This is a genomic window from Alteromonas sp. BZK5 (genome assembly GCF_014349115.1).
Lineage (GTDB): Bacteria > Pseudomonadota > Gammaproteobacteria > Enterobacterales > Alteromonadaceae > Alteromonas > Alteromonas macleodii.
Genome location: NZ_JACSOE010000044.1, coordinates 1 through 18,307 on the forward strand (window position 1 = coordinate 1; position 18,307 = coordinate 18,307).

18 protein-coding genes are annotated in these 18,307 nt (G+C 46.1%); 5 read left to right on the forward strand and 13 right to left on the reverse strand.

The genetic code is table 11. The features are described 5' to 3' along the window. From BIZ39_RS13230 to rutA, 9 genes are all read right to left on the reverse strand, one after another. Nucleotides 1-1,375 (reverse strand): NCS1 family nucleobase:cation symporter-1 (locus tag BIZ39_RS13230; protein ID WP_187447196.1); only part of this gene is annotated, 1,375 nt, incomplete at its 3' end. A gap of 345 nt (nucleotides 1,376-1,720) precedes the next feature. Then, nucleotides 1,721-4,039, reverse strand: coding sequence for a TonB-dependent receptor (locus BIZ39_RS13235; RefSeq protein WP_168534466.1), 2,319 nt, complete (start codon nucleotides 4,037-4,039; stop codon nucleotides 1,721-1,723). Nucleotides 4,040-4,351: 312 nt separating this feature from the next. Further along, nucleotides 4,352-5,842, reverse strand: coding sequence for a CoA-acylating methylmalonate-semialdehyde dehydrogenase (locus BIZ39_RS13240; protein WP_187447197.1), 1,491 nt, complete (start codon nucleotides 5,840-5,842; stop codon nucleotides 4,352-4,354). Between the two features lie 19 nt (nucleotides 5,843-5,861). Further along, nucleotides 5,862-6,392, reverse strand: a complete 531-nt coding sequence (locus BIZ39_RS13245) for a flavin reductase (protein WP_187447198.1) — start codon at nucleotides 6,390-6,392, stop codon at nucleotides 5,862-5,864. Nucleotides 6,393-6,414: 22 nt separating this feature from the next. After that, the gene (locus BIZ39_RS13250) at nucleotides 6,415-7,035 is read right to left on the reverse strand and encodes a malonic semialdehyde reductase (RefSeq protein ID WP_187447199.1); all 621 of its coding nucleotides are present in this window, start codon (nucleotides 7,033-7,035) and stop codon (nucleotides 6,415-6,417) included. A gap of 176 nt (nucleotides 7,036-7,211) precedes the next feature. Next, a complete protein-coding gene (rutD, locus tag BIZ39_RS13255; protein ID WP_222936592.1) occupies nucleotides 7,212-8,060 on the reverse strand; it encodes a pyrimidine utilization protein D in 849 nt (282 codons plus the stop codon). 58 nt (nucleotides 8,061-8,118) lie between these two features. Continuing rightward, on the reverse strand, nucleotides 8,119-8,502 hold the full coding sequence (gene rutC / locus BIZ39_RS13260) for a pyrimidine utilization protein C (RefSeq protein WP_014950778.1): 384 nt from the start codon (nucleotides 8,500-8,502) through the stop codon (nucleotides 8,119-8,121). A gap of 132 nt (nucleotides 8,503-8,634) precedes the next feature. After that, complete coding sequence (gene rutB / locus BIZ39_RS13265) at nucleotides 8,635-9,369, reverse strand: pyrimidine utilization protein B (RefSeq protein ID WP_049586947.1); 735 nt, start codon at nucleotides 9,367-9,369, stop codon at nucleotides 8,635-8,637. Continuing rightward, nucleotides 9,369-10,457, reverse strand: coding sequence for a pyrimidine utilization protein A (rutA, locus tag BIZ39_RS13270; protein WP_049586948.1), 1,089 nt, complete (start codon nucleotides 10,455-10,457; stop codon nucleotides 9,369-9,371). The genes rutB and rutA overlap by 1 nt, the downstream gene beginning before the upstream one ends. A gap of 309 nt (nucleotides 10,458-10,766) precedes the next feature. Here rutA and rutR point away from each other — a divergent pair, with 309 nt between their 5' ends. Continuing rightward, nucleotides 10,767-11,441, forward strand: a complete 675-nt coding sequence (gene rutR / locus BIZ39_RS13275) for an HTH-type transcriptional regulator RutR (protein ID WP_014950781.1) — start codon at nucleotides 10,767-10,769, stop codon at nucleotides 11,439-11,441. A gap of 87 nt (nucleotides 11,442-11,528) precedes the next feature. Here the strand turns inward: rutR and BIZ39_RS13280 are convergent, their stop codons facing one another. Beyond that, nucleotides 11,529-12,200 carry a Crp/Fnr family transcriptional regulator gene (locus tag BIZ39_RS13280; protein WP_014977456.1) on the reverse strand — a complete coding sequence of 224 codons (672 nt, stop codon included), beginning with the start codon at nucleotides 12,198-12,200 and terminating at the stop codon, nucleotides 11,529-11,531. Nucleotides 12,201-12,287: 87 nt separating this feature from the next. Here BIZ39_RS13280 and BIZ39_RS13285 point away from each other — a divergent pair, with 87 nt between their 5' ends. Together BIZ39_RS13285 and BIZ39_RS13290 are read left to right on the forward strand one after the other, a co-directional pair. After that, nucleotides 12,288-13,193: a sterol desaturase family protein gene (locus BIZ39_RS13285; protein ID WP_187447200.1), complete on the forward strand. Its 906-nt coding sequence runs from the start codon at nucleotides 12,288-12,290 to the stop codon at nucleotides 13,191-13,193. 69 nt (nucleotides 13,194-13,262) lie between these two features. Continuing rightward, on the forward strand, nucleotides 13,263-13,502 hold the full coding sequence (locus tag BIZ39_RS13290) for a VF530 family DNA-binding protein (RefSeq protein WP_014950784.1): 240 nt from the start codon (nucleotides 13,263-13,265) through the stop codon (nucleotides 13,500-13,502). A gap of 74 nt (nucleotides 13,503-13,576) precedes the next feature. Here BIZ39_RS13290 and BIZ39_RS13295 read toward each other — a convergent pair whose 3' ends face one another. Further along, a complete protein-coding gene (locus BIZ39_RS13295; RefSeq protein WP_014980360.1) occupies nucleotides 13,577-14,917 on the reverse strand; it encodes a GntP family permease in 1,341 nt (446 codons plus the stop codon). A 260-nt stretch (nucleotides 14,918-15,177) separates the two neighbouring features. On the opposite strand from BIZ39_RS13295, the gene BIZ39_RS13300 reads away from it, so the two are divergent. Both BIZ39_RS13300 and BIZ39_RS13305 read left to right on the forward strand, forming a co-directional pair. Then, nucleotides 15,178-15,696: a gluconokinase gene (locus BIZ39_RS13300; RefSeq protein WP_187447209.1), complete on the forward strand. Its 519-nt coding sequence runs from the start codon at nucleotides 15,178-15,180 to the stop codon at nucleotides 15,694-15,696. 68 nt (nucleotides 15,697-15,764) lie between these two features. Further along, nucleotides 15,765-16,772, forward strand: coding sequence for a LacI family DNA-binding transcriptional regulator (locus BIZ39_RS13305; RefSeq protein ID WP_014950787.1), 1,008 nt, complete (start codon nucleotides 15,765-15,767; stop codon nucleotides 16,770-16,772). A gap of 178 nt (nucleotides 16,773-16,950) precedes the next feature. On the opposite strand, the gene BIZ39_RS13310 is transcribed toward BIZ39_RS13305, so the two are convergent. Then, a complete protein-coding gene (locus BIZ39_RS13310; RefSeq protein WP_187447201.1) occupies nucleotides 16,951-17,841 on the reverse strand; it encodes an MBL fold metallo-hydrolase in 891 nt (296 codons plus the stop codon). A 63-nt stretch (nucleotides 17,842-17,904) separates the two neighbouring features. After that, nucleotides 17,905-18,153 carry a DUF1653 domain-containing protein gene (locus tag BIZ39_RS13315; RefSeq protein ID WP_014980364.1) on the reverse strand — a complete coding sequence of 83 codons (249 nt, stop codon included), beginning with the start codon at nucleotides 18,151-18,153 and terminating at the stop codon, nucleotides 17,905-17,907. Nucleotides 18,154-18,307: the final 154 nt, after the last annotated feature.

Genomic DNA, 18,307 nt, shown 5'->3' on the forward strand with positions numbered 1-18,307 from the left:
CGCTTTCTAGAAACCCAGCTGCGTGAAGAAACCCGGGGATATTGGGTAAAATGCCTATAACAAGCGCAGTCACACCCGCCATGTTCCAACCGTTGTTCGCGCCATATTCGCCAGCGTGTTGAAATAGCGCATCTATGTTTAAGGTCGATTTTCTTAAGATAAAATAGTCGGCAATTAGAATACCCGCGATAGGGCCAAGTAGCGCAGAATATCCCGTAAGCCACGTAAATAAGTAGCCACCCGCGGTTTCAAGAAGCTTCCAAGGGAAGATAGCGACGCCGATACCAGCGGTTATATAGCCGCCCATTTTGAAGCTTATTTTCGAAGGCGCCATATTCGAAAAGCCATAAGCTGGGGCTACCATGTTAGCGGCTAAATTTGTGGTTAACGTGGCAAGTGCTAACGCAGCAAGTGCCAGCACTACACCCATGCCGCCCATTCGACCGGCAAGTGCAACAGGGTCCCATATGGCCTCACCATAAATGGTGACCGTTGCTGACGTTACCGCTACACCGATAAAGGCAAATAGCGCCATGGGTAATGGCAAGCCAATAGCTTGGCCTAACATTTGGTCTTTTTGTGATTTTGCAAAACGCGTGAAATCGGGAATGTTCAAAGCCATGGTTGCCCAGAAGCCTACCATGGAGGTTAAGCCCGCGAAGAAGGCTGTCCAAAACTGCCCTTCTTTGGCTCCACCTTCAACAAACTGAGACGGCGTTGACAACATTTCGCCAAACCCACCAGCATTAACGTATGCCCAACCAAGAAGCGCTAAGCCCATTAAGATCAAAAATGGTGCAGCAAAAGTTTCAAGCCAACGAATAGATTCGGTGCCGTGCTTAATAAAAACTAAGTGCATCGCCCAAAAGGCAAAAAAGCACAGAGTTTGAGTGATATCGATACCTAAAAACGGTAACGCTTGCCCCACAAATGCGTCGCCGCTGACGCTGTTTAAAATAACGTAAATAGCACTGCCGCCTACCCATGTGTTAATTCCAAACCACCCGCATGCCACAAGTCCACGAGCCAATGCAGGAATTTTCGCGCCTTTAGTGCCAAATGCGTTACGTAACAAAACAGGAAAAGGTAAGCCGTATTTGGCACCCGCATGGCCTATTAACATCATGGGTACGAGCACGATAATGTTTCCCAACAGCACGGTTATTACTGCCTGGTACCAGTTCATACCTTCAGAAACCAAACCTGCTGACAAAAGATAGGTGGGTACACACACCACCATGGCAACCCACAATGCCGCATAGTCTTTCCATACCCACGTTCTAGTTTCCGCGTTGGTTGGCGCTAAATCTTCATTCCATAAATCGCCATCGTAATGGGAAGGTTTTGTCATGGTTTGATTGTTGGTATTATCCACGATCTATTTCCTTATTGGGTTTGCTATTACTTGTTGCTTCTTTTTACACAGCGTCATGCTCGGCAAAGCGGTAGGTTAAAAAATGCATCAGCACTCTCAACGGCGAAACGATTAGATTAGAGGCTCGCTGCTAACCTTTATTGGAGCCTGCTGATCTTTGGTGAACAACAAAGGTCAACAGCCCCTAGCAAAAAAGAAAAGCAAAAATACTGCCGCTTCGCGCGCTTTGTTAACGCAAAACCTAAATACCGTTTTGCTACGTCGGTATTTAGGTTAGCTACGCACGTTTCTTTTTAGAAGTAGGTGATACGCTTTATATTGTTAAACAAAGCGCAACTACGCTAATTAGAAATTACGTCTTACCGTTACGCCATACGTCCTAGGCTTCGCATAGGAAATCTGGCTGGTTCCATAAAAACCAGTTACGTCAAAGCCAATCAATTCATGGTCTGAGTCAAACAGGTTATCTACATAAGCCGCTATTAGCCATTTGTCCTCAGCGTCTACCCAGGTTAAACGAGTATCAGCCGTGGCATAGCTATCAATTTCATGAGCGGTAAAATTCCGCGCATTGTGAAAGGTTTCCGACTGATAATTGGCTGACAGTTGGGCTGCCATATTGCCGTCGAAGGCGTCCCAGTTATAGCGAAGCATGGCAGACGCTTGATACTCTGGGGTGAATGGCGGCGTTGTATCAGCAAAGTACCCAGAAGCCACTTCTAAGTCTTCAACCACTGCATCGGTATATGAAAAGTTAACCATAACATCTAAGCTATCTGTCGGGGTTAAGAACACTTCTAATTCAACGCCGCTAAATGAGGCTTCTTCGTTTGACACCACCCCCGCATTATTCACCCACGAAAACGACTGGTAATCGCTGTAGTCATAATAAAAAACATTGGCATTAAAAACGCCGCTTCCCTGCATAAAACTGTGCTTTAAACCCGCTTCATACGCAGTAAGTTCTTCAGGTTCGTACAAGCTGAAACCTCCTTGAAGCGGGGCATTGAAACTCCCCGCTTTTACGCCCCGATTGATGCCTGCATAGTACAAACTATTACCCACACTGTATTCCAGCTGTAGCTTGGCCGACCACAGGTTTTGATCGTTAGAATCGACCAAAGTTTCTAAAGACGTCGTAGTGGTGTCAATTTCGATAACGCGGTCGTTAGTATTCTCGTTCTGATACACATTACCTACAAAGTCTTTGTCTTCACGGGTGTAACGTAACCCACCAACCAGAACAAGGTCGTCGGTCAAGCTATAGTCTATTTGCCCAAATACAGAATATGACTCGGTTTCAAGAGACACCAGGGTGTTATTTTCTTCACCGCCTAAGAAAAAGGTGGTGGGTGAACCCGCCAAGCCTTGGCTATAGTCCGTATCGATAGACAGATAATAAAGCCCCCCAACCCACTTTAAGTCTGCGGATTCACCTGAGAATCGAAATTCTTGGCTAAACTGCTCTATGGTGCTGTTAGATTGAAAAATAAGTTCGGGTGACGCGGTTTGGTCGGAGTCGAGGCCAACGGTACGTTTAAACTCTTTGAAATCAGACATGGCGAAGAAATCGAAGCTTTCAAATGCATAGTCTAATGTTGCCGCGAGGCCTTTTGACTTGATCTTGTTTTGATCGTCAAAGGCAAAGTCTTTATTTACTTTATTGCCCGACCCATCAGGGTCGAAGTTACCGTTGAAGTCGCCGCCTTGCACAGGACGGAAAGGATCGCCATTGAAGTTGCCGTCTACGCACACGCCCGCTTGAATAGTGTCACAGCCAAGCGGGTCGTCAGCAGCATAAATAACGTCAATCACATTGCCGTCGGCATCTTTTATCTCGGTGGTGTTCACCACCTGATACGGGCCTTCACTTTTGGTTGTATCTGACCAGTTACCGCTTAGTAGCAGCGAGCCTTCTTCGCCAATGTCAAACAGCAGCTGAGCACGAAACGCTTTAGTATCATCGTTGTACCCATTTTCCCCGCCTCCCACAGAGCCTAAACGGGTATCGGGTGCAGCACCGTCTTCATAAATATTCTCTAGTATCTCACCTTGCTGATTAGTAAACCCAGAAAAGCGGCCATAAATACCGTCTGCTAGTTCGCCTGATATGGCCCCTTCAAAGCGGTATTGCTCGAAACGTGCGGCAGTAAATTCCGCGTAGCCTTCTGTATCTGCAGTGGGCTTGGCGGTAACCGTATTAACCAGTCCGCCTGTGGCATTTCTTCCGAATAATGTTCCCTGTGGGCCTTTAAGAATTTCGATGCGAGCCACATCGAATAAACCAAAGGTTTGTGCTTGGGTACTGGCTAAATAGCCACCGTCAACGTATACCGCCACCGGCGCTTCCGCCAAGTCAGCGTAATCGTTTTGCACCACGCCTCGAATATTGAAAATAGCACGCTGACCACCGATATCACCGGCCAACGATACGCCGGGGGTAAACGCGATAAGCTCAGTACTGCTTTCAAGGCCAAGTGCCTCTAATTGTTCACCAGAAAACGCAGTAATAGCGATCCCTACATCGCTTATATTCTCGTTGCGCTTTTGCGCGGTAACTTCAATACTTTCCCAAACATTCTCTGCAGCAAAGGCCGCTGGCGTACTTAACGCCATAGCTACGGTTAACGCCAGCAGACGCTTGTGTGTGTTTAACGTATGCATGTTTTACTCTCGTTTATAGTTCTTTTTAACAAGCCTTGCGGCGGTGTTGTCCCGATATTTTTATAAGAGTAACGGTCGACGTGAACTGCATATCGATTGCCACTGGGGTGCAAACCTAAGGCAGGACTGGAGAGGAACTGCCAAAGGCTTGCGGTTTTAAATTGTTATTATTGATGGCTCATGGCTGAGCCTAAAATCTCTGTTCTTTTACCTGCTGCGAACAACTTTGCGCCATAAAGGCTTAATAGTTACCGTGCGTGGGCAAAGTTCTTATGGTCATTTATGGTTAATCAAGGTCAATACGCCATGACATTAACTTGGAAATGAAAAGCTCACTCCTTCTCGAATGCCGCTTGAAGGCCAACGTTGAGTAATGGTTTTGCGTTTGGTGTAGAAGCGTACGCCATCCGGGCCGTATGCGTGAAGGTCACCAAAGAGTGAGCGCTTCCAACCACCAAAGCTGTGATAAGACACGGGCACTGGCAGCGGTACGTTTATGCCTACCATGCCTACTTGGATATTGTCTGAGAAGTAGCGAGCAGCCTCGCCATCTCGGGTGAAAATGCACGTACCATTGCCGTATTCATGGCTGTCAATGAGCTGCATGGCTTGTTCCATGCTGTTAACGCGCATAACTTGTAGTACAGGGCCAAAAATCTCAGCTTTGTAGCTGGCCATTTCCGGCGTAACCTTGTCGATAAGCGTTGCACCTAAGAAGAACCCCGTTTCGTAGCCTTTTACGCAAGAGTCTCTGCCATCAACGACCACATCAGCCCCTTGCTCAGCCGCGCTGGTTATGTAGCCTTCTACTTTCTCTTTGTGCTGAAGTGTAATCAGTGGGCCGAAATCGTTAGTCGCATCGTCAAAAGCTCCTACTTTTAAGCTTTTCATGGCTGATTGCATTTTATCTACAATTTCATCCGCCACTTTGTCGCCTACGGCAACCACGACAGACAACGCCATGCAGCGCTCGCCTGACGAGCCAAAAGCAGCACCTAAAAGCTGATTCACTGCGTTGTCGATGTCGGCATCGGGCATCACAATAGCGTGGTTTTTAGCGCCACCTAATGCTTGGCAGCGCTTGCCATTAGCATTGGCTTTCGAATAGATGTATTCGGCGATGGGCGTTGAACCCACAAAACTCACCGCTTTAATGCGCTCGTCATCAAATATTTGATCAACCGCTTCTTTGTCGCCGTTAATGACGTTGAAAACGCCGTCGGGTAGCCCAGCTTCTTTAAGTAGCTTTGCTAGGAAAATAGCGCAGCTTGGATCTCGCTCAGAGGGTTTTAAAACAAAGGTGTTGCCGCATACAATGGCAAGCGGAAACATCCAAAGGGGCACCATGGCCGGAAAGTTAAATGGTGTAATTCCCGCCACTACGCCAAGAGGCTGAAACTCGCTCCATGAATCTATACTTGGCCCAACATTTTTACTGTGTTCGCCCTTTAACAACTGGGGTGCACCGCAGGCAAACTCAACATTTTCGATACCGCGCTGTAATTCGCCTGCCGCGTCGTGGCTTATCTTGCCGTGCTCCGCACCAATTAACGCAATAATTTCATCGGCATGTTCTTCTAGTAAGCTTTTAAATTTGAACATAACGCGAGCGCGCTTACTCACTGGCGTATTGCGCCACTCAACAAACGCATTTTGCGCGCTGACGATAGCGTCGTTTACCGTCGCTTTTGACGCCAGTAAAACCAGTTTTTCTGCCTCGCCCGTCGCTGGGTTATAAACATCTTGCATGCGCCCCTTTGGGGTACAGGTTTCACCGTTAATAAAGTGGCCTACTACTTTCATTATTTGTCTAATCCTTTAGTTATACGTCTTTACAAGCGCTGTGATAGCCGCGCTGATAATATAAAAGGGCGTCGGCTTCTGGGTCTTGCTTGATATCCACTACCTGGCAAAAAATAACGTCGTGAGTGGCCACACTTTTAACGTCTGTAATTATGCAATCGAAGCTTACTGCAGCATCGGCAAGCCTTGGGCAGCCAGTCGTCGATTCAACCCAATCACCAATTTCAAAGCGTTCGTTCATGGGCGCTTTACCACCGAATGTGTTTGAAATTAACTGATGCTGTGAAGTAAGGGTGTTGATAACCAAATGCGTGCTGTTTTTAAATATCTGATGTACAGATGCACCGCGATTTAAACAAACCAATAAGGTTGCAGGGTTATCACTTACGCTACATACGGCGGTCGCCGTAAAGCCTGCACGCCCTTCTGGGCCAATGGTTGTAACGACGTTTACCGCTGCCGCTAAACTCGACATACCTTCTCGATAAGCTTCGGGAGTCACCGGGGGAAGCACTTCTGTTACTGCGTTTTTTATTGCTGTAATAGTCATACAAATATCCTTTAAGTTGGCGTTACACGATGTGGCAGGCTTGCTCGAAACTTAAGCGAGGTAAGCGTTTATGTACTTTCTCTTTATCGCCGTAGCCAATGTTCAGTAAGAAATTCACCTTCCACGTGCTATCTGAAAAGAAAGTTTCGTTAAGTAATGCGGGGTTGAAGCCAGACATGGCGCCAGCGTCAAGGCCTAGGGCGCGAACGGCGCTTATTAAGTAAGCCCCTTGCATAGAGCTATTGCGCATGGCGGTCTCATAGGCCGCTTCTGGACTTGAAGTAAACCAGCTTTTCGCATCTGCATAAGGGAATAACGTAGGAAGCTCTTCGTAGAACTCTTCGTCGTAGGCCACTATAACCGTACAGGGTGCGGCCATGGTTTGCTCAACATTACCGCTTGAAAGGCAAGGTTTGAGCTTTTCTCTCCCTTCATCTGAGGTAATAAAAACAAATCGCGCTGGGCTACAGTTTGCAGATGTCGAGCCTACTTTTACCAAATCGTACAGCTGTTTCAACACGGCTTCTGAAATAGGTTTGTCGTGCCATTTGGTGTGGGTATGCGCATCAGTAAAGAGTTGGGCTAGTCCAGCTTCATCAAGTGGGCTAGTTGCTTTCAACTCTGTATTTTGTGTATCAGTCATTGTAAATCCATTCCAGTTTTATCAAATTTTTTAAGCACTGCGCTATGTTCTCGATTTCTGCGCTTAGCCCATTTTTAGCTGCTTTAGCGTTGACGCTGTACTTGCAGCTTGCTTAGAAAGTTTTCGCCTCATCAGCTGAAAAACACCCCAAAGCCTGATGCAGTGTCATATTCACGTTAGGCCAATTCCCTTAAATAGCTGCGAAGCAGTTCATTAAACGCAATTGGGTTTGTAATGCTTGATGCATGCCCGCCGTATTCCATGACCGACAATTCGGCGTTGGGCATAGCTTCAGCCAACATCTGTGAACGCTGCCACGGCACCAAGGTGTCGTCTTTGTTGGCTAGCGCTAACGTTGGTGTGGTGATGGCGTACAAACTCTTATCAATATTGAACGTACTAAGGGCACCAATGCGGGCGAGCAAGTTTTCCTCGTTAGGGAAATGGTTGAGTAAGTGCGCCTCTTCCTCTGCCAAGTGGGCGGCATTCGCGGCTATCCAATCAGGCGGAAACAGCAGCAGCGCCTGAAGTTGCAAATACATGTCCTTTCTGCCTGCCGCCAATAACGCTTTGCGTATATTAAAGCAGCGCAATGTGTGCGGATTTGGACTGCTCCACGCATTTACCAGCACTAAACTTTGTAAAAGCTTAGGTTTAGACAAAGCAAGCTCAAGCCCCACCAAACCACCCAGCGCGTGACCGACGAAATGGCACGCTTGCACTTCAAGTTTTCTAAGAAGTGCAGCGAGTTCATCCGCCATATGTGAAATGCTGTAATTCGCTGGCAAGTCACCCACACTTTTGTTGGTGCCATAGTGATCGTAAGTGATCACTCTGTAGTCTTGGGCAAAGTCACCCAGTTGCGGCTGCCAAAATTTAGCTGCCCCGCCCAGACCTGAACTAAACACAATCGTAGGTGCGTCGGGCGACGTCAGACCGTGTATTTCGTAATGTAACTTGTTACGCATTTCGCCGTTCATTTCGCCGCTAATGTGGGCGTAGCTTGCCTGCACTTCAGAATGCATAAAGCTCACCTATATAGAACCAGTGGGCGCAGTTCGCGGGAAGTCCAAACATAATCACCTACCCAATGTGTGCTACAGACGCAATTTCAATTAAGGCTTCAGGCTTTACCAGCCCAACCTTAATGCAGTAGCGCGCTGGCTTTTCACCTGGAAAGTACTCGGCGTATACCTTGTTTACCGCGGCGTAGTCATCCCAATCGGTAATAAAAATTGAGTTGAAGGTGACGTCATCCATAGTGCCGCCCGCTTCTTCGATAACACTTTTAATGGTTTCTAGAACGTGGCGAGTTTGTGCTTCGGCGTCGCCGACGTGGACTACGTCGTTGTTTTCGTCAAACGGTAAGGTACCTGACACATATAAAATATTGTCAGCCATAGAGCCTGGAACAAAAGGAGCTATTGGCGTTGATGTACCTGCTGGAATAATGGCTTTCTTTGGCATGTTCTTATCCTTTTCGTTGCGCTTTCTATGCATTGCTGCCTAGCGCCTATAAATGATTTACTTCAATTCGTGCTAACTGACTTATCGCGTTGATTTCATATCCGTAGCTAGTCGAGGCTAAGAAAAAAGTATCTAACTCGCCCCTTCAAAGACTTCACAGAACTGCGCGGTGGTAGACACCCACCCGAAAAACGTCTGAATGTTGAAAAGTGACGCCTCGTGAATATCCGGTGGACCAGCTTGATATGCGGCATCAGCCAACACCACACCAAAATATTCCAGGTGAAAGCCATCGCGCAGCGTAGATTCCACACAGACATTGGTTGCAATGCCTGTAAACACTAAGTTGCGAATACCGCGTGCGCGCAGCATGCTGTCTAAATTAGTATTGTAAAAACCGCTGTAACGGGTTTTAGGAATAACGATGTCGCCATCTTGAGGCTTTAGCGCATCTACAAGCGCGTAATCCCAAGTACCTTTGGCCAGCAAACTTCCCTTAAGCTCTGGTTGTTTGCGCATGGTTTTAAGGGCATTAGACTTATACCAGTTCGGCGAACCGGGGCCGCCGGCCTCCTTGTAGTCGGCATCCCATCCATTTTGTAAGAACACCACAGGCATGCCTGCAGCCCGCGCTGTTTCAAGCACTTTAATGGTATTTTGAATGACTGGCGCCGTAGTGGACACATCAAAACCCGCTTTGTCTAAGTAGCCGTTTTTACTGGCATAAGCGTTTTGCAAATCCACCACAATAACGGCAGTTTCCGCAGGGTTTAACGTCAACGGTTCGGGCTTAGCTGGCAGTACGGGCTGCCCCGTCTGGCGCACTTGAAAGCACCCTGAGACCTCAAATATTTCACCGGCTGACATTAGGCGGCTCCCGATGTGCTAAGCAAATGCTGACGGGATTTCATTAGCGGCTGAATTTTAGTGCCGAAATCATCCATGCCTTTAAGGAAGTCATCGAAGGTCAGCAATACACCTTCACAGCCCGGCACTGTGGCTATTTCATCAAGCATAGAGGCCACCGACTCATAGGAACCCACCAGCGTCCCCATGTTCAGGTTTACTGCTGAGGTTGGGTTGGTCATATCGCGGATATTCGTGTCTTTACCCGATGTCTTATCAGCAGCTCCTTGCGTTGCCATCCAGTCCAACGCTGACTGATCTTTGCCGTCTTTATAGCTTTCCCATTTCGCCATGGCGGCTTCATCCGTCTCATCGGCAATAACCATGATAAGTACCGCTGAACCTACGCTGCGACCGTGTTTTTCGGCCGCTTCAGTTAAGCGCGCTGCAGTGGGTGCAAAAGCGGTTGGTGTATTCACACCTTTACCAAAGCAAAAGTTATAGTCGGCATGACGGGCAGAAAAATCCATGCCTGCTGCGCTTTGACCGGCACAGATAAGTGGAATTTTTCGCTGTGGCTTGGGCAGCATTCGGCAATCATCCATTTGGAAATGCTCGCCTTTAAAATCGCTTTTTCCGGTTTCCCATAATTCTTTGACTACCTGAATGTATTCATCCAAGTACTCATAGCGGTTACCGAAAAATTCATCGCCCGGCCACATACCCATTTGCGAGTATTCAGGGCGTTGCCAGCCAGTGACTAGGTTTACGCCAAAACGACCGTTGGAGATAGAATCGATGGTACTGGCCATGCGTGCCATGATTGCAGGCGGCAAGACTAGTGTGGCAGCCGTGGCATATAGCTGAATTTTTGAGGTAACGGCGGCAAGGCCTGCCATTAACGTAAACGACTCTAAGTTGTAGTCCCAAAATTCGGTTTCACCGCCAAACCCTCGCAGTTTGATCATAGAGAGCGCAAAATCCATATCGTACTTTTCAGCCTTCATTACAATCTCTTTGTTGAGATCGAAGGAAGGTTTGAACTGAGGCGAATTTTTCGAAATTAGCCAGCCGTTGTTCCCAATCGGAATAAATACACCTATATCCATGTTGTACCTCTGCTTGTATGCGTTTTAAGCGGTTTATCCCGCTTTTTTTAAGGTTGCCGAATTCAAAACATTGAAGTGGCGGTATACTTAGTGAACAGCATAAAGCAGGCCAATTTATTTAATCTATAAATTTCAGTCACTTACAAAATTCAACAACCCAAATTGGACTTATTGGTTCAATTTGGAACACCAAGTCCAGTGCAATTGAACTTAATTGGTGCATATTTGTGCAAATGGGTTTATAGCGACGAGAACTCCACGTAAACTAAGCGCCTGATCACGGAAATTCCGGTAAAGAAGAGACAAGTAGTGAGTAAATCTGAAGGTCAAACAATTACGAAATCAGCGAGAGCATTTAGCCCGACCACGCAAAAGCGAAGAGAAAAAGCGTTATTAGAAAAGCGTACTCGCATTATGGATGCTGCCCTTTCCTTGTTCTCAAAGAACGGCGTGAGTGGCACCACTGTAGAGCAAGTATCGGAACTAGCGAATGTCTCAAAAAGTAATTTACTGTATTACTTTAAAAGTAAAGAGGGTTTGTACTTATCGGTTATTACCCACCTTTTAGATGTGTGGTTAACGCCCCTTCAGAGCTTTTCAGCAGAACAAGACCCTATAGAAACCCTGAGCGACTACATTAAAGTAAAACTTGAAATGTCGAGGGACAATCCAGCTGAATCTAAGCTTTTTTGCATGGAAGTGGTACAAGGTGCCCCTCTGTTGATAAAGGAATTAGAAACGCCGCTCAAAACACTGCTGGACGCGAAAAGCGCCGTCATTATCGAATGGATTGAAGCGGGTAAGCTAAAGCCTGTTGACCCTATACACTTGATATTCAGCATTTGGGCCATTACTCAGCATTACGCCGATTTCAGCGTGCAGATCAAAGCCGTAACCGGCAAAGATTTAAGCGATCCCGCTTTCTTCGAGAGCACGCTAAGCAACATTCAGCACATTATTTTAGGCGGGCTAAAGCCAGCGTAATACTTGATGCATGAGTTGCCATGGGCGTGGAATAAATTTGAGGGAGGGTCTTTTGGCGCTCTCGCATGTGGAGGACATTAACCACTCTTACAATGGTAATAGTGACGAACTTTCTTTCAAAAAACCTTCCAGTCGCTCGACCTGGGTAATTGCCACGCCCCCGTAGCGCTTTTCAATCAACTTTAAATCATACAGCTTCGTTAATGATTTATGTGCGGTAAGTACGGTAACGCCCAATCTTTCAGCATAATCGCTTTGCCTTAACGGTATAAAGACGTGCTTAGAGGTAAGATACGATTGATAAATTAGCTTAGCTAACTGGACGTGAGTGGGTAAGCGTCGAATATCATCCAACCTTTCCAGCGCCGAGTGAAGCTTTATTGCCAGTGACCGGGTGATGAATTCAGCAATCGCTGGATGTTGGCTTGTCAGAGAACGAAAAGCAGGTTCAGGTATTTGTAATACCTTACATTCCGTTAGTGCTTCAGCGTGATGCGTTCTTGCAAGTGATGCATACAATGTGAACTCGCCAAACGTATCTCCTCGTTGCAATACAGTAGTAATTTGATAACTGCCGTCCAGGCCATAATTACCAATCTTTACTTCTCCTGATACCACAACAGACAGCCCTTTGTTTTTACTTCCCCTATCGTGAATTGTCGAGGTAGCCGCATAGGTTCTTAGCGTTCCAAAAGGCAAACAAAGCTCGACGTAGTCGTCAGGCATAATGGTTTGCTGCTTGCCGTGAATGTAAGACATGACATTCAAATCTATACAAGTATATATTCTTGCATGTTAACGCAATGTAAATTCACTCTCAACAATCTCTTGGTGGGAGTCATTACAATGGGTTATCAATGGGCAATTTTAGCGGTTTTTATTATGTTTGCTTTGCTAGAAGCGAAGAATGGTAAGCTATTTAAAAAAGCGACAGAAGTAAGCGATGATGGAAAAGTAGAGCTGATAGGTACGTTACTCTTATTTATTGTAACTCAGCCACTGGTTCTATTTTGTTCTGCAACAATGATGGCACTAGCATTTCCCCAATATCAGGGAATACTTGTAGATTCCCCTATTCTCTTGCACATAGCGCTACTTTTGATTTTCGATGACATGATGCAATATTGGTGGCATAGGCTCTCACATTCCACCCGATTTCTTTACAACTTACATAGAGCCCACCATAACGCTAAGTACATGAGCGTTCGCATTATTTACAGAAATAATTTTTTCTATTACCTGTTTATGCCTTCGCTATGGTTTTCCGGCGCGCTAATCTACCTAGGATTGGGTTGGACCTATGCCTTTTACTTGGTGGTTAAACTTACCGTTATCACCGGCGCCCACGCAGAGTGGAAATGGGACAAAACACTGTACAGTATTCGGTGGTTACATCCTGTAGCCTGGGTAATTGAGCGCTCGATATCAACGCCTTCTACACATAGTGCGCATCATGGATTAAAAGCCGATGACGGCGTGACCAACTACAAAGGTAATTATGGAAATCTGTTGTTCTTCTGGGATGTGCTATTTGGTACCGCTAAGATCACCAGGCAGTATCCTGCGCAATACGGTATTGAGGGGATGTTTTACGCCAACTGGAAAGAACAGCTTATTTGGCCGCTTTATAAAACACCGCGAAAGCCTAGAGTAGTGCGAAGTCCATCGACGAAAGTGAACGATGCTAGCCAACCTTTGATACCGAACACAAAACAAATACCTACGGGTGAAACAATTGAAAGTAAAGCCTAGCGCATTGATACGCAGCAAGTGGGTTCGTGCTAGAATAGGGTCTTAATCTAGAACAAGCAGCGGCACTTTATGAATCAACAACCTAATAATCCCTTACATGGCTTAACGCTAGAGAAAATCGTCACGCAACTTCACGAGCGTTACGGATGGGATGGATTGTATTACCGCATCAAAGTGAACTGCTTTAATAACGATCCTTCGATTAAATCGTCACTTAAGTTTCTTAGAAAAACCCAATGGGCGCGAGATAAAGTAGAGCAGCTTTATATACAGACGTTTAGTAATAATGCCTCAAATGGTGAATCTTAAAGCCATTTGAGCTGCAAAAACCTGAAACCGGTTTCCACAAAAACGATTCAAGTGGGTCTGAGCCGCTTGGGACATTAGACAAATAAACCAAGCATTAGTACGAGAAAAAGCCCAATAAAACCTATTAGGGTGGCCATACACGTCCAAGACACAAACGTGTCTTTCACAGAAATATCAAAATAACGGTTTACGATCCAAAACCCCGTATCGTTCACGTGAGACATGGCCGTAGCGCCTGCCGCTATTGCAATTGTCATCAGGGCGAGTACTGATGGTGAAAACGCCAGTTCCTGCACTACAGGGCCCATTAAACCAGCAGCCGTTAACATGGCCACCGTAGCCGAGCCCTGAATAATTCTGACTGAAATTGCGATAAGAAACCCGGCTGCCAATGGTGGGAGCGGCGATAATGCGACAACATCGGCGAAGGCCTGCCCCGCCCCAGAATCGATGAGCACTTGTTTAAACATGCCACCCGCGCCTGTCACCAGTATGACTAAGGCAACCGGCTCTAACCCTCTTGATGCAATGTTTCTAATTTGTTCGCTTGATAAGCCTTGCTTCTTCCCTAGCACTTTAAAACAAGCAATGGTTGCAATGGTCAGAGCGATAAAGGGATGCCCAATAAATAGCAACGCCTCCTTCAAGACACCTTCGGAAAGCGTAAACTTTGCCAACGTACCCACCAGAATAGCCACTAGCGGAAATGTCAGTAGCGCCGCAACTGAACCAAAGCTGGGGAGTTCCTTTGGCTTTTTATGTGAAGCTTCAATGATATGGTTTGGGACAGGTACATGCAGGCGTTTCGCTAAAAATGTTGCGTAAATTGGGCCGGCTAAACACGCGCAAGGAATACCAACGATAAAGCCAAACAAAATGACTAAGCCGATATCCGCCCCTAAAATTGAAGCTACCGCTACAGGTCCTGGTGTTGGAGGAATAAAAGCGTGGGTGACAGCGAGCCCTGCTGTGAGCGGGATTCCGTAATAAATAAGCGACTTTCCTGATTTCTTTGCTAACGAGTAAATAAGAGGCATTAATATGATAAGCCCCACTTCAAAGAAGACAGGTATAGCAACAAGAAACCCCGTTAACACAACCGCCCACTGACTATTCTTATCACCAAATTTATTGTTGATAGTTTGCGAAAGCCTATCAATGCCGCCGGATTCTTCTAAGAATTGCCCGAACATAGCACCAAGGCCAACAATGGTCGCTACAAATCCCAGCGTGTTGCCCATGCCTGACTGCATGGAAGCCAGTACGTCGGCCGCTTGCATTCCCGTACCCAGGCCAACAAACGCTGCTGCCACAAGAATAGCGATAAAAGCATGAACTTTTCTAACTACAACTAAATATGTGAGAAGCACAATGCTACAAATGGCGACAAAAAGAAGGGAAAAAGTATCGGTCATACGTGCTCTCTGGTACCTGTTAGTGACATTGTCTTCATGTTGACGAAGCCATAATACGGAAATCACCCGCTACCTTTACAAGCTAAGTTGAAAAACCCAGTCAATGTTAAAAATTTATTAATACAAGATAGCTATCTGGTAACACTATTATAATCACCCCTTGAACGCAACCGGTTTCCAAACTAATATTTATGAGTAAGATGGAGACCAAATAACTCGCTCTTGATGTACTCCTGAACTTTAATGTGAGAGATAAGCTTATGACCCATTGCCATGTATTTTTCGTTTCGGGAGTTTCAGGAACGGGAAAGTCGACATTGAGCCAGCATTTAGCCCAACGTTTTGACATGCCTTTCGAAGAAGGAGATCGTTACCATAGCGAGGCAAACGTAGAAAAAATGTCTTCAGGTATACCACTGCAGGATGCAGACAGATGGGAGTGGTTAATTACGTTAAACATGATTGCCAAGCAACACATTCACGCCGGCCGGAACGTGGTTATAAGCTGTTCAGCGCTGCGCTCAGCCTATCGTGACGTGCTAACCAAAGATATCGCGCCTCACTGCCACTTTATTTACCTTCATGCGTCACAGTCTGTGCTTAGTGCGCGATTAAAACAACGGGAGCATTTTTTTAACGGTGATGCTATGCTCGAAAGCCAGTTTGCAGCCTTAGAGCTGCCTTCTAAAGACAACGCATTCATTATTGATGTTACACAAACTTTCGAGTGTGTTTCTCTGCAGGCGGAAGACTTTATACGCCCTTTGATATCGAATTAAACATCACGACATTAACACTCACTTCCGCGCGGAATAGCGGACCTAGCAGCACATAAAAAGATCGAAAAATGAGTAAGGTAAAAAAGTCACGCACAAAAATATCAGACGTAGCCAATCATTTGGGGGTTCACAAAACTACCGTATCTCGTGCGCTTAATAATTCTAGTGGCATTTCTAAATCACTCGCCCTTAAGATCAAAAATGCAGCGCGAGAGCTAAACTATATTCCGAACCGCGCCGCCCAATCATTATGCTCAGACAATAATAGAACCATCGCGTTATTGCTTCCGTCTTTTGGAAACAACGTGTTTAACGATGTGATGTTAGGCGTGAAGGCCGTGGCCGACAAAGCCAATTATGCACTGATGATTGGCGACTCGACCTATACCGAGCTTGGCGAGGAGCGTACTGTCGAATCTTACATTCAACAGAACGTGAGTGGATTCATTCTTACTTCCACGCGCCACACTGAAGAAACGAGAAAAATGCTGCTAGCCACAGGGACGCCTGTGGCCGAAATTATGGATATTTCTAGTGAGCCTTTTGATATTAACTACGGGGTAAATAACGAATTAGCAGCCCAGTCTATGACCCAGCATCTTATCGACAAAGGGCGCCGCAACATTGCTTTTTGCTCATTGTATTTAGATTGGCGTGCAATATTGAGAAAGCAGGGCTGGGCAACCGCACTGGACAATGCTGAGTTGTCCGCCGAGCGATATGTTTCCTCTAGAGCCGACGCCACATTTCAAGCTGGTGCTGAGCTTCTTTCAGAAACACTGCATAAATGGCCGGATACTGATGCGCTATTTTTTGTGAGTGACGAGCTTGCTGCTGGCGCGGTGATGGAATGTAATAGACGAGGTATCAAGCCTGGCAAGGATATCGATATCTGCGGTTTCAACGACTTGAGTTTTGCGCGCTCAATATACCCTGCCCTAACCACCGTATCAGTCCCGCGTCGTAAGATGGCAGAAATGGCAGCTGAATCATTGATATCGCTAATTGAGGGCGAAGACGTTGAACAAGCGAGCCAAGTTCTACCCTTTGAGCTTAAAATACGAGAAACCGCTTAGCAGACGTTTGGCAGCTTTAGCCCCTAGACTTGGTGCTCGTAAACCTGCGTTTCCTAACCTATTGTCTTTGAAGTTAGTGCTCAAAAATCCAGTGATAGAGTCATTTTAACGAAATTGCAGGGTCGTAAAGAAAACTCCCCTGCACACTCGCTCGATATTAACGTGTAACCAATACTATTTAGGCATCAGTATAGAGTGTAGTTATCCACTTCTCTTCATTAATGAAATTCCAGCTCCAGTCGGCCCACTTATCGTCTAAGCCCATCGCTTTAACTTCATCGAGGGTTTTGCCGTCTTGCTTAAGTGCCTTAACGTAGCTGAACGTTTCAGAGATCATAGCTAAAAATGCGCTGTATTCTTGCTTGTTACTGATGTCGCCGTGGCCAGGAATAATAACGGTTTCATCGTCTATTTTAGCAAGCAGCTGTTTTACTGAGTCCATATAGCCTTCCACATTACCGCCAGCCCCTTGGTCGATGTAGGGAAAGCGACCATTAAAGAACAAGTCGCCGGTGTGCATAACGTTGGGTTGCTCGAACCACACTACGCTATCGCCGTCGGTGTGGCCTACCGCTAAGTGCATCACGTGAAGGGTTTCACCATTGAAGTAAATTTTTATGCCGTCTTCATAGGTGATAGTTGGCAGCGCTTCCGGTTTTATCTTTTCATCGTTAGCTAGACGAACACGCACATTTTCGTGCGCCAGAATGGTCGCGCCTTTATGGCTGTGGAAAAACGCATTAGAGCCTGTGTGGTCGCCGTGATAATGCGTGTTTATCACATACTTTGGCTTGTCACTCCCGAGTTCACCAAGCTGGGCCGCTATCTTTTCTGCAAGCGGCGCAAATTGATCGTCGATGATCAAAACACCGTCTTCCCCAGCAGATACGCCGATATTTCCACCTGCACCTGTAAGCATGTGCACAGAGCCTTTTATCGCTGTCGCTTTAACTTCGACATCGGCAAATCTATCTTGTGCATTTGCGGGATTAATCGTTGAATAAACCAAAGGGCTCGCAGCAATAAACGCAGCCAAAATGTGTGCGCTAAAACGAGGTGCAATTTTCATTATTATTTCCTTGTAAGAAGCCTGTTTATTAAAGACCTCTTACACTATGACCTAATTTCACAATTAGATCATTTTTTCATCATCAGGAATATTGCCAACATAAGCAAAACGGGGGAGTGTTTCTCCGTCTTTTTCAACCGACTCAACAAACATTTCTAGGGGACGAACCCAAAGCGCTTTTTCGCCGTAGCATGGGCGGTATACCACTAGCTTACTTTCATCTTCTGAATGCGTCGCCACTTCGTATACATCGTATAAATTACCTTTGTAATGCTTGTAGCGACCTGGGGTTTTAAGTTCTTTCGAGTCCATAACGTCCTTCATTAAAGTGGAAAAAATAGTAAGGGTTAGCCAACCGCTTTCATTTGCCAAAGATTAAATGGTCTTAGAAACTAAACTCTGTGGGATTGGCCTTTAATCGGGTAATACAAAACTGTCAGTCTATCGCATAGTATCAGTGCGTTAA